The sequence below is a fragment of the Rhizobium johnstonii 3841 genome (assembly GCF_000009265.1).
GTDB classification, from domain to species: domain Bacteria; phylum Pseudomonadota; class Alphaproteobacteria; order Rhizobiales; family Rhizobiaceae; genus Rhizobium; species Rhizobium acaciae.
In genome coordinates, this window is record NC_008380.1 from 4,417,863 (window position 1) to 4,430,086 (window position 12,224).

10 protein-coding genes are annotated in these 12,224 nt (G+C 61.9%); 2 read left to right on the forward strand and 8 right to left on the reverse strand.

Annotated elements, in window-relative coordinates; all coding sequences use genetic code 11:
• Positions 1-165 precede the first annotated feature (165 nt).
• On the forward strand, positions 166-570 hold the full coding sequence (locus tag RL_RS21500; protein WP_011653572.1) for a DoxX family protein: 405 nt from the start codon (positions 166-168) through the stop codon (positions 568-570).
• Positions 571-646: 76 nt separating this feature from the next.
• Here the strand turns inward: RL_RS21500 and RL_RS21505 are convergent, their stop codons facing one another.
• The 5 genes from RL_RS21505 to RL_RS21525 all read right to left on the reverse strand — a co-directional run bounded on the left by RL_RS21505 (position 647) and on the right by RL_RS21525 (position 7,033).
• Positions 647-1,834 carry a Gfo/Idh/MocA family protein gene (locus RL_RS21505; RefSeq protein WP_011653573.1) on the reverse strand — a complete coding sequence of 396 codons (1,188 nt, stop codon included), beginning with the start codon at positions 1,832-1,834 and terminating at the stop codon, positions 647-649.
• A gap of 225 nt (positions 1,835-2,059) precedes the next feature.
• Positions 2,060-3,112: a sugar phosphate isomerase/epimerase family protein gene (locus RL_RS21510; protein ID WP_011653574.1), complete on the reverse strand. Its 1,053-nt coding sequence runs from the start codon at positions 3,110-3,112 to the stop codon at positions 2,060-2,062.
• A gap of 249 nt (positions 3,113-3,361) precedes the next feature.
• Positions 3,362-4,309 (reverse strand): substrate-binding domain-containing protein, encoded by a 948-nt coding sequence (locus RL_RS21515; protein WP_003543021.1) that lies wholly within the window; start codon positions 4,307-4,309, stop codon positions 3,362-3,364.
• A gap of 115 nt (positions 4,310-4,424) precedes the next feature.
• Entirely contained in the window at positions 4,425-5,429 is a 1,005-nt protein-coding gene (locus RL_RS21520; RefSeq protein WP_011653575.1) for an ABC transporter permease, read from the reverse strand.
• Positions 5,430-5,506: 77 nt separating this feature from the next.
• On the reverse strand, positions 5,507-7,033 hold the full coding sequence (locus tag RL_RS21525) for a sugar ABC transporter ATP-binding protein (RefSeq protein WP_011653576.1): 1,527 nt from the start codon (positions 7,031-7,033) through the stop codon (positions 5,507-5,509).
• 169 nt (positions 7,034-7,202) lie between these two features.
• On the opposite strand from RL_RS21525, the gene RL_RS21530 reads away from it, so the two are divergent.
• Positions 7,203-8,234: a LacI family DNA-binding transcriptional regulator gene (locus RL_RS21530; RefSeq protein WP_011653577.1), complete on the forward strand. Its 1,032-nt coding sequence runs from the start codon at positions 7,203-7,205 to the stop codon at positions 8,232-8,234.
• Between the two features lie 77 nt (positions 8,235-8,311).
• Here the strand turns inward: RL_RS21530 and xylA are convergent, their stop codons facing one another.
• Genes xylA through RL_RS21545 form a run of 3 tightly spaced genes read right to left on the reverse strand, consistent with a single transcriptional unit; the run spans position 8,312 to position 12,166 of the window.
• The gene (gene xylA / locus RL_RS21535; RefSeq protein WP_003552938.1) at positions 8,312-9,622 is read right to left on the reverse strand and encodes a xylose isomerase; all 1,311 of its coding nucleotides are present in this window, start codon (positions 9,620-9,622) and stop codon (positions 8,312-8,314) included.
• A gap of 48 nt (positions 9,623-9,670) precedes the next feature.
• Entirely contained in the window at positions 9,671-11,122 is a 1,452-nt protein-coding gene (gene xylB / locus RL_RS21540; RefSeq protein ID WP_011653578.1) for a xylulokinase, read from the reverse strand.
• Between the two features lie 21 nt (positions 11,123-11,143).
• Positions 11,144-12,166, reverse strand: coding sequence for a LacI family DNA-binding transcriptional regulator (locus tag RL_RS21545; protein WP_041936473.1), 1,023 nt, complete (start codon positions 12,164-12,166; stop codon positions 11,144-11,146).
• Between the last annotated feature and the right edge of the window lie 58 nt (positions 12,167-12,224).

Here is a 12,224-nt window from a genome sequence, read left to right on the forward strand (position 1 = left end):
GCGGCGAGAAAAACTGCAACGTTGCAGGAGGAAAAACAGGGCGGTTGCAACGCCGCACCCTTAACCGCAGCCACCCTCATAACGGCAATGTCAGCAGTCGTGACTTGGCCGTTGAGACGGAGATCCTTACACGGGAAATGGCATCACAAATGTGAAAGGAATCCAATGCTCTCTTCGATCCATTCGCTGCAGCCTCATCTGCTGAGCCTATTGCGCATCGTCTCGTCACTTGTCCTTTTCAGCTACGGAACACAGAAGATCCTGCATTTTCCGGCTGCGGCAAGCGTGCCGCCGGCGGGCTCGCTCTCCTGGATTGCCGGGCTGCTCGAACTCACCTTCGGCTTTCTGGTCCTGGTGGGATTCCAGACCCGTATCGCAGCCTTCGTGCTCTCGGGCCTGATGGCCTTCGCCTATTTCATCGGGCATGCGTCGAAGGGCATCTATCCCGCTCAGAACGGCGGCGTCGCGGCGATCCTGTTCTGCTTCGTGTTTCTTTATCTGGTGGCGGCAGGTGCCGGACCGCTGAGTGTCGACAACCTGCTGAGGCGTGGCCGTACGGCGGCGGCTTGATCAAAAATAAAACAAAACGCCGAGGCGACTCGAGACCGCCTCGGCGTTTTTCATGGGGCCACGCGGATCGGTAAATTCAGACCTTGACCCATGCGCCGTTCTTCTTGGAAGACGCGACGCAGGCTTCGACGAAAGCCACACCCTTCACGCCGTCATCGACCGTGGGGTAGACCACTGCCTTGTCGACGGCCTTACCCTTCTTGCGGGCATTGATCGCATGCGCGGCTTCGGTATAGATCGTCGCAAAGGCTTCGAGATAACCTTCCGGATGCCCAGATGGCACACGCGTGACACGGCCGGCAGCCGCGCCTGAACCGGCACCGCCCCGGGTGATCAGCCGCTTCGACTCGCCGAAAGGCGTGTACCACAAGTAGTTCGGGTCCTTCTGGGTCCATTCCAGCCCGCCCTTGGTGCCGTAGACGCGGACCATCAGGCCATTTTCATGGCCAGGCGCCACCTGGCTGCACCAGAGCATGCCCTTGGCCGGCTTCTCAGAACCCTTCGCCTTGAAGCGCAGCATGACATGGGCGTTGTCGTCCAGCCGGCGGCCCGGAACGAAGCTGTCGAGATCGGCGGCGAGGCTGTCGAGCTCGAGACCTGATATGAAGGCAGCGAGATTATAGGCATGCGTGCCGATATCGCCGGTCGAGCCGCCAACGCCGGACTGCGCCGGATCGGTGCGCCAGGCGGCCTGCTTCTGGCCGGTTTGCTCGACCGCTTCCGTCAGCCAGTCCTGCGGATATTCGGCCTGGACGACGCGGATGTCGCCGAGTTCGCCATTCGCGATCATCTCCCGCGCCTGCCGCACCATCGGATAGCCGGTGTAGTTGTGCGTCAGCACGAAGAGCGCGCCGCTCTCGTCGGCGATCTTCTTCAGCTTCTTCGCATCGGCAAGGTTGGATGTCAGCGGCTTGTCGCAGATGACATGGATGCCGCGCTTGAGGAATTCCTTGGCCGCATCGTAATGCACATGGTTCGGCGTGACGATCGCCACTGCCTCGATGCCGTTCTTCAGCTTCGCCTCGCGGATCGCCATCTCGCGATAGCTGGAATAGGTCCGCGACGGATCGAGGCCGAGGTCGCGGCCGGATGCGATCGCCTTTTCGGGCGAAGCCGACAGCGCGCCGGCGATGAGATCGTACTGATCGTCGATGCGTGCCGCGATACGGTGCACCGCGCCGATAAACGCGCCCGCGCCGCCGCCCACCATGCCGAGCCGGATGCGCGGCTCGCGTGTCTGTTCGGATGATGCTTCGATTGCCATTGATTCCTCCTGAATTTTTATTCCCTTCTCCCCTTGGGGGTTCGAAGGACGGGTTGAGCCCCGTGGCTCAACCCCGGTCGGTGGCCCGGAGGGTCGGATGAGGGGGCCTACCGACAGATATTGCCTTTCGCTTGTCGCTCAAGGCATTCGTCGCTATCGCTCCTCATCCCCCTCATCTGCCCTGACGGGCATCTTCTCCCCGCTGGGGAGAAGGGAAATGAAAGCCTAAAGCCCCAGCATCCGCCGGTTCGCCGCCTGGTCCGTGCCGCTGCCGGCGAAATCGTCGAAGGCTTTCTCGGTGACGCGGATGATATGCGCGGCGACGAATTCGGCGCCTTCGCGGGCGCCGTCTTCCGGATGCTTCAGCGCGCATTCCCATTCGACCACGGCCCAGCCGTCGAAATTATTCGCCGTCATCTTCGAAAACACCGCGCCGAAATCGACCTGGCCGTCGCCGAGAGAACGGAACCGGCCGGCACGTTCGACCCAGCCCTGATAGCCGCCGTAGACGCCCTGGCGCCCGGTCGGATTGAACTCCGCATCCTTGACGTGGAACATCTTGATGCGGTCCTTGTAGATGTCGATGTTGTCGAGATAATCGAGGCACTGCAGGACATAGTGCGAGGGATCGTAGAGCATGTTGGCGCGCGGATGGTTCTTCACCCGCTCCAGGAACATCTCGAAGGTGATGCCGTCATGCAGGTCCTCGCCCGGGTGGATCTCGTAGCAGACGTCGATACCGTTCTCGTCCGCATGATTGAGGATCGGCGTCCAGCGACGGGCAAGCTCGTCGAAGGCAGTCTCGACCAGACCGGCAGGGCGCTGCGGCCAGGGATAAATGAAGGGCCAGGCAAGCGCGCCGGAGAAGGTCGCATGCGCCGTAAGCCCGAGATTTTTGGATGCCGTCAGCGCCATCTTGACCTGCTCGACCGCCCATTCCTGACGCGCCTTCGGATTGCCGCGCACCTCCGGTGCCGCGAACCCGTCGAAGGCTTCGTCATAGGCCGGATGCACGGCGACGAGCTGGCCTTGCAGGTGAGTGGAGAGTTCGGTGATCTCGATGCCGTTTTCGCGAGCCTTGCCGGCGAATTCGTCGCAATAGTCCTTGGACGTTGCAGCCTTCTTCAGATCGATCAGCTGGCTGGCCCAGGTCGGCACCTGAACGCCCTTGTAACCGATGTCGGCCGCCCATTTGGTGATCGCGTTCCACGAGTTGAAAGGAGCAGTATCGCCCGCGAACTGGCCAAGGAAAAGGCCGGGGCCTTTGATCGTTTTCATGTCAGATTCCTCCCTGAATATCGACCGTAAACGTTTCTGATATGTTGTAGCACGCTATTTGGCGGGAGCAAGGCGCCTCCTCGCCCTTGGCTCGTGATTTGGCGCGAGGCCAGATGCGATATGGCTGGGAGCTAAACACGATGGGCTGTGGCGGGCAAGAGGTACGTGCAGCATTTTCGGCCAGCCGCTGTATGGAAGCATAAAAATGCGCCCATCCTTTCGAATGGGCGCATGTCTCAAGTCGATGGATCAGAACGGCGAATCCGGGAAATAGAAGTCCTTGGCATTCTCCTTGGTGACGAGCGTCGCATCGAGAATGTAGCTGCCATGAACCGGAACCTGATCGTAAAGTGCTGCCGCCGTCAGCTCCATCGCCGTGCCGACCATTGCCGGCGGATAGAGAACGTCGACCGGGATCAGCTTGTCGCCGTCCATGACCTTCTTGACCATGTCCTTGGAACCGGCGCCGGCGACGACATACTTGATGTCGGTGCGCTTGGCCTGCTCGATCGCCTGCAGAACGCCGACGGCCATGTCGTCATCCTGGCACCATACGACGTCGATCTTCTGGTACTTGGTCAGGTAGTCCTGCATGACCTTGAATGCATCGTCGCGGTTCCAGTTGCCGTACTGGCGGTCGAGAACCTTGACGTTCGAGCCGGCAATGCCCTTGTCGAAGCCGTCCTGGCGCTGCTGGTCGATCGGGATCGGCAGACCGCGGATGATGACCACTTCCGCGTCCGGCGTGGTGTCCTTGATGTACTTGCCGGCGACTTCGCCGAGAGCCGGGTTGTTGCCGGCGACATAGAGGTCGCGCACGGAATTGTCGTTGTTGCTCGGCGCGCGGTCGACGAGGGCGACGAACTTGCCCTTGGCCTTGACTTCCTTGATGGCGTTGACGAGCGGATCCGGATCCGACGGCAGGATGACGAGGGCGTCGATGCCCTGCGTATCGAGATCCTGCACGGCGTTGGCCTGGCTAGCGGCGTCCGGCGAGGTCTTGACGATGACATTGAGACCGGGATGTTCGGCCATCAGCAGCTTGGCGACGCGTTCGGCATGGAACACCACGCCCGACGTCCAACCGTGGTCGGCGGCCGGAATGGATACGCCGATCGTGAATTTTTTGTCCTGGGCGTGAGCGGCGCCGGCGAACGTCACCGCCGCAACCGCCAGGCCCAACATCAATTTACGCATGCTATTTCCTCCCAATAACTTCAGGGACTTTTCCATACGGGACCGGACGCCCTGTAAGCCCGATCAATTGTAGCCCCGGCCAGTTGCAAGCCCGGTCAATTCATGATTTGCCAATTTATGATTTGCGCACCAGCGAGCGCTGGACGAACATGGCGATGATGATGATCGCACCCTGGATGGCGCCGATCAGATATTCGCTGATGAAATTCGAAAGCAGCATGATGTTGCCGACCAGTTCGAGAATGAAGGCGCCGCAGATCGTGCCCCAGACCCTGCCCGCGCCGCCCTTGAGCGCCGTGCCGCCGACGACGACGGCCGTGATCGCCTGCAACTCCCACAGGATACCCGTCGTCGCCGATGTCGAGCCGAGACGCGGAACGTAGAGCAGCACGGCGATGGCGACGCACAGTCCCTGGATGACGAAGGCAATCGTCCGCACACGGTTGACCGCGATGCCCGAATAGCGGGCGACATCGCTGTTTGATCCCACAGCGACGACGTGGCGCCCGTAGCGGGTGCGGTAGAGGATGAAGGCAGCAACCGCCGTCACCGCCAGGATCACCACGATCGGCACAGGCACGCCGGCGATATTGCCGAAATAAGCAGGGCGATAGAGCGTCTGGATATCGGCGGAGCGAAGTGTGATCGCGCCTCCCTGCGACAGCCATGTCGTCAGGCCGCGATAGATGCCCATCGTGCCGAGCGTCGCGATGAAGGGCTCGATCCTGCCCACCGTCGTGATCAGGCCGTTCGCCAGGCCGCAGAGTGCGCCGGCGACCATGGTGAAGACGACCGCGACCAGCAGCATCAAAGCCGGGTTTTCGATGGCGCCCGAATTCATCAGCAGGATCATCAGGCTGGCGACGAAGGCCACCATCGAGCCCACCGACAGATCGAGATCCCCGGCCGATATCACGAAGGTCGCACCGACCGCGATGATGGCGATGAAAGCGCTGCGCGTTGCGACATTGGCAAGGTTGGTGATGCCGATGAAATTGGGATTAACCAGGGCTCCGACGATCAGTAGCAGCGCAAGGGCGACGAAGGGCGCGACCGCACGCAGGTCGACATCCCGCCAGGATCGGCGCCGGATTTCCCTGGTCTCCTCGTTGACACTCATTTCCAAACCAACCTCCCGTCCCATATTTTCTGGGAATCTTATCTGTCGCCCTGATCGGTAAAGCCCTACTTCAGCCTTCAGGCAGCCGCCTTCTTCTTCAGCCCCGCGGCGTAACGCATGATCTCCTGCTCGGAAATCTCCTCGCCCTCGAGCACGCCGACGATACGGCCTTCGCGCATCACCGCCACTCTGGTGCAGAGGCCGATGACCTCCGGCATCTCCGACGACACCACGATGATCGACCGGCCGTCCCGGGCGAGCGCCGAGATGAAATGATAGATCTGCTGTTTGGTGCCGACATCGATGCCGCGCGTCGGCTCGTCGATGATAATGATCTGAGGCTCGGTCTCCATGACCTTGGCGAGCAGCAGCTTCTGCTGGTTCCCCCCCGACATCCGGCCAGCGACGATATTGCCGTCGCGAACCCTGATATCGAAGCGGCGCTTGGCCTTTGCCATCGCGGCCGCCTCGCTGCCCGGGCCGAGATAGCCGTGACGAGCGTGCCTTCCGAGCGATTGCAGTGTCAGATTGGTCACCATGCCGGAGCGCAGCAAGAGGCCTTTCGACTTGCGGTCCTTGGTCATGTAGGCGAGCCCGCAGCGATTGGCGGCATGCACGTCGCCGGAGGGAACCGTTTCCCCCTTGATGACCACCTCGCCCTCGAGACGGGTCCGCAACCCGGCGATCGCCTCCATCAGCTCGGTGCGGCCGGAGCCGATCATACCGGAAAACCCGATGATCTCGCCCTTGCGCACCTCGAAGCTCGCATCCTTCACATAACCCGTCGACACAGAGGCTACTCTGAGGACGACCTCCTCGTCGACATCAGGCTCGACCTTGGCGGGATAGAGGCTGGAGAGTTCGCGGCCGACCATCAGTTGCGCGATCGATTCCCCGTCCAGAACGGACGTCGGCGAAGTCTTGATCCATTGGCCGTCGCGCAGGACCGTGACACGATCGGTCAATTCCATCACCTCGTCGAGCTTGTGGGACACGAAGACGAAGCTGGTACCCTGATCGCGAAGCTTGCGAACCTGCTTGAACAGCATATTGGTCTCTTCCCGCGACAGCACCGCGGTCGGCTCGTCCATGAACACCACCCGCGCATCGCGGCTGATCGCCTTGGCGATTTCGACCATCTGCTTGTCGGCGATGGAAAGCGTGCTGATCAGCGCATTCTCATCGACATGCGAACCGAGCACATCGAGAACCTTGCGTGTCTCCGACCGCATATATTTGCGGTCGAGCATGCCGAAACGGGTGACTTCGCGCCCTAGAAAAAGGCTCTCCGTCACGGTCAGATGTTCGGCGAGGTTGAATTCCTGGTGAATGATGACGATGCCGAGCGCCTCGGCGGCGCCATTGGGCGGCAGGACGACCGGCTTGCCGTCGAGCAGGATTTCGCCGGAACTCGGCTGTTCGAAACCGGACAATACCTTGACGAGCGTCGATTTGCCGGCGCCATTTTCACCCATGAGCGCATGGATTTCGCCGGCGCGGAGATCGAAGTTCACGCTGAAAAGGACCTGCACTCCACTGAAGGATTTGCATATGCGCCTGGCAGACAGCACCACGGGTGCGGTGTCGGCAGCTTCCACAGTCATCCGGTCCTCCCCAAGCGGCGTCCCATCCGCTCTGGGGCCCTATGTAAACCTTTACATACATCGTGTAAAGGTTTACATCGTTGATTTACACAGATCAGTTGAAGCCTGCCTTTGACCTCTCGACAAGTCTGTGTAGTGTCGCGGCGAAGACAGCCCAAGGCAGAGCTCAGTGTCGAATTCCACGCCCGCAACCATCGAAGACGTCGCCCGGATCGCCGAGGTCTCCATCGCGACGGTTTCCCGGGCAATCCACATGCCGGAGAAGGTCGCCAACTCCACCCGCCTCAAGGTCAACCAGGCGATCGCCATCACCGGCTATACGACCAATGCCATGGCGCGCAGCCTGAGGCTCGGCCGCTCCAACATGATCCTTGTCGTGGCGCCCGATATTGGCGATCCCAATTTTTCCAACATTCTCGTCGGGCTGGAGAACGAAGCGCGCGCGCACGGCTACGGCATCCTGATCGGCCACACGCAGAACGATGCGCAGCGCGGCCTGGAATATCTGAAATTCTTAAATTCCAACCAGGCGGCCGGATTGATCCTCTTCACCGGCATCCTGCCCTTCGGGCATCAGACGATGACCGCGCGGCTGCCGCCGAGCGTCGGCGTTTTCGAACCCGTCTTCAACGGCGGCATTCCCTATGTCGGCGTCGACGACACCGAGGGCGCGCGAAAGGCAGTAGACCTGCTGCTGGCTGAAGGGCATCGCAAGATCGCCTTCATCGGCGATTCACGCACCCGGCTTGCCTATACGAGACGCCGCATGGGTTACGATGCCGGTCTCGATGCCGCAGGCATCCCGCCCGACACCAGGATCGTGCTGGAAGGCGACGGCACGATCGAAAGCGGGCGGCATGCGGTCGAACAGCTTTTCATGCGCGACACGCTTCCAACCGCCTTCATGTGCGTCAACGACCAGACGGCGATCGGCGTCATGGTCGGGCTCGGCGCGCGAGGCTATGATATTCCGCGGGATTTCTCGGTGACCGGTTTCGACGACGTGCCGCAGGCCGTCTTCATATCCCCACCGCTGACCACGATCCGCCAGCCGAGAACGGCGATCGGCAAGCAGGCGATGGCGCTGCTGCTGGAACTTCTGTCCGATGGCCGGCCGACCGAAACGGAAATCTTGCTGCGGCCGGATCTGGTGGTTCGAAACTCCGTCTCGGCGCCGTCGCGCAACTGGTCGAAACGTTGAACCCGTATCAGTAAGCGCTTAAGGCGCATTTAGCCGGCAAAATTGCGCCGGCGACCAATGGCCGCCGGCGCGCTTTATCAAACGTAACGATTGACGACGTTCTCAAGCAATTCCTGCTTGCCCGACCTTGGCTGCGGGTTCACGTCGTGGCTCTCGACATAGTGGGTGATCTCATCCAGCGAATACTCGCCGCGGAAGAGCTTCTGCGCCTCGGCGGATTCCCAGCCGGCATAACGATCGGCGAGCGGCTGCGACAGAGCCTTGTCCTCGATCATCTTGGCAGCGGCCTTCAGGCCGCGGGCGCAGCAATCCATGCCGCCGATATGGCCGATCAGCAGGTCCGCCGGGTCGAGGGACTGGCGGCGAAGCTTCGAGTCGAAGTTGGTGCCACCGGTCTTGAAGCCGCCGCCTGCCAGAACATGGTAGTAGGCGAGCGCCATTTCGGGAACATTGTTCGGGAACTGGTCGGTGTCCCAGCCGGACTGGTAGTCGTTGCGGTTCATGTCGATCGAGCCGAAGATGCCGAGCGCATTGGCAAGCGCCAGCTCGTGCTCGAAGGAGTGGCCGGCAAGGATCGCGTGGCCCTGCTCGATATTGAGCTTCACCTCGTTTTCAAGGCCGTGCTTCTTGAGGAAGCCATAGACGGTCGCGACGTCGTAATCATACTGGTGCTTGGTCGGCTCCTGCGGCTTCGGCTCGATCAGGATCGTGCCCTTGTAGCCGATCTTGTGCTTGTATTCGACGACGAGATTGAGGAAGCGGCCGAGCTGGTCGAGCTCGCGGCCGATATCAGTGTTGAGCAGTGTCTCGTAACCTTCGCGGCCGCCCCAGAGCACGTAGTTTTCGCCGCCGAGCTTCTGCGTGGCATCGATGCAGGTCTTTACCGTCGCGGCTGCAAAAGCGAAGACGTCGGGATCCGGATTGGTCGCAGCGCCCGACATATAGCGGCGGTGGGAGAAGAGGTTCGCCGTGCCCCAGAGCAGCTTGGTGCCGGTTGCGGCCTGCTTCTCGGCGAAATAGTCGACGATCTCGTTGAGGTTTTTAGTGTTCTCGGCGAAAGTCTTGCCTTCCGGACGCACGTCGGCGTCATGGAAGCAGTAGTAGGGCGAGCCGAGCAGCGAGAAGAATTCGAAGGCGACGTCGGCCTTGAGCTTGGCAGCCTTCATCGTGTCCTCGAACCAGGGACGCAGGAAGGTCTGCCCGCCGAAGGGATCGCCCCCCGGCCAGGTGAAGGTGTGCCAGTAGGCCACCGCAAAGCGCAGATGGTCTTCCATGCGCTTGCCCATGACGATCTCGTCCGGCTGGTAATGGCGGAAGGCTAGCGGATTGGTGCTGTCCGGGCCTTCGTATTTTACTTTCTGGATATCGCCGAAAAATCCGGTGCTCATGTTGGTTCTCCTTGGGTTCGTATCTTTTCGAAGTTCTGAATTGTTGGCCTACGCCAGCGACTTGATCGCCGGGTAGAGCGCACGGTAGCGCTTGTAAGCATCCTCATAAGCGCCGCTCAGTGCGGATACCGGCTCGATCGTGCCTGCCGTCACCGGCGGCGTGCAGACGGCAATCGGATCCGCGCCCGTTGCCGCGATCAGCCCGAGGCGGGCGGCGCCGAAGGCCGCGCCGAAATCGCCGTCGGCCGGCAGGTCGACCGGAACGCCGAGCGCGGTCGCGATCGACGCCAGCCAGTAACGCGAGCGCGAACCGCCGCCGATTGCCGTGACGCGGGATATGCCGGTGCCGGCCGAACGCAGCGCTTCGAGATTGTCGCGGATGGCGAAGGCGACGCCTTCGAGCACCGCCTGGGTAAGAACGACACGGCTGCTTTCATGTTCAAGGCCGATGAAGGCGCCGCGGATGACGGCATCATTGTGCGGCGTGCGCTCACCGGAGAGATAGGGCAGGAAGGTGACGCCGGTGGGCGCCTTCAGCGTCTCGCCGAGTTCGCCGGTGAGATCGGCGGCCGACTTGCCGGTCACGCCGGAATGCCAGTTGAGCGCATCGGTGGCCGACAGGATGACGCCCATCTGGTGCCAGGTGTTCGGCAGCGCGTGGCAGAAGGCATGCACGGCGCTTTCCGGCTTCGGCAAATAGGAACCGTTGGCGGCAAAAAGCACGCCTGATGTGCCGAGCGAGACGAAGGCGGCGCCATCGCTGACCGTGCCCATGCCGCAGGCCGAGGCCGCATTGTCGCCGGCACCGCCGGCAATGACGACATCACCTGTTATACCCCATTGCGCCGCCAGTTCGGACCGCAGCTTGCCGGCCTGCTCGGTGCCTTCGACGAGCGCCGGCATCTGCTCCTCGGACAAATTGGTGGCCGTGAGCAGTTCGGAGGACCAGGCGCGCTTGCCGGTGTCGAGCCAGGAGGTGCCGGCCGAATCCGACATTTCCGAGATATAGTCGCCGGTCAGCCACAAACGTAGATAGTCCTTCGGCAAGAGCACCTTGGCGATCTTGCCGAAGACATCGGGCTCATGCTTCTCGATCCAGGCGAGCTTCGGCGCCGTAAAGCCGGGGAAGACGATGTTGCCGGTGAGCGCGCGAAAGCGCGGATCGGCATCAAGCGCCGCGGCCTCGACGTAGCTGCGCGTGTCGTTCCAGAGGATGCACGGGCGCAGCACCTTGTCGGTCGCATCGATGAGCGTTGCGCCATGCATCTGGCCAGAAAGGCCGATGCCCTTGACCGCGGCAAGCTCCTTCGGATGTTTTGCCTTGAGGCCGGCGACAGCCTCCTCCGTGGCGCGCACCCAGTGGGCCGGCTCCTGCTCCGACCAGCCGGAATGCGGACGCGACACGTCGAGCGAACCATTGGCCGAGCCGACGATCTTCTGATCACCGTCGATCAGCATCGCCTTGACGCCGGAGGTTCCGAGATCGAGACCCAGATACATGTGGTGTTTCTCCCTTTGCCGTTACGGCAGATTGTCTTTCAGGAATATGTCGAGGCGGATGCGCTCCTGCGCTTCGATGACGGCAAGCCCGTCCGCCTTGGCTTTCAGCACGCGGATCGCGCTGCGCACCTCATGGCCGGCATCCTGGTTGAGGATCGCATCGATCGTGTTGTCGATCAGTGCTGCACGCGTATGAGCGGTCAGTTCGTGGGCAATCACGGTCAGCACGCGGTCGACGGCCTTCTCCTTCAACGCCCGGATCAGGCCGCGATTGCCGGCGCCGAGGCTGTAGACGCCGATGATGCCGGCATTCCCGAGCGCGTCGGCAACGAGCCTGTGGGCGACCTCCGGGTCGTCGCGGCCTTCGAGAACCGGCAGGATCGCAAGATCGGGAAATTCCTCAGCCATGACAGCGGTGAAGCCCTCCAGCCGCTCGCGATGGTCACGCACCAGCATGGAGCCGGCGAGCACGGCGATTTCACCCTTCCGCGGCCCGAGGAATCGTCCGAGCAGCCGGGCAGCTGTGCGGCCGGCTGCGATATTGTCGACGCCGGCATAGTGATGGCGGAGCGACCCCGTGAGATCGGAAACCAGGGTGACGATGGGAAAGCGCTCGCGCACCAGCCTGTCGACGGCGGCGCGCACGTCAGGCGCATCGGTAGCAACCAGCGCAATGCCACAGGGCTTTTCGCGGGAAAGCTCTTCGAGCACGGAGACGAGGGCGGCCGGATCGAAGGCCGGCACCTCGATGGTGCGGATATCGGTGCGCTCGGCCGACGATCGGAGGACTGCCTGGCGGATCTCGGCATTGAGCCCGTGCATGAAGGAGTTGTCGCTGGCCGGGAGGATGAAGACCAGCGGATAGGTGCGCCCCTTGGCAAGATTGGCGGCGGCGACGTCTCTGACATAACCGAGTTCGCGGATCGCGGTCTCGACCTTTTCCCGCGTGACGTGGCGCACACCGGGACGCTGGTTGAGAACCCGGTCAACGGTCGCCAGACTGACACCGGCGGCGGCGGCGATATCGTGAACGGTTGGCCTCATCATTCCTCCTGACGAGACCATTAGCGCCAATTTTGATGTACGTAAATCAAAAAATCGA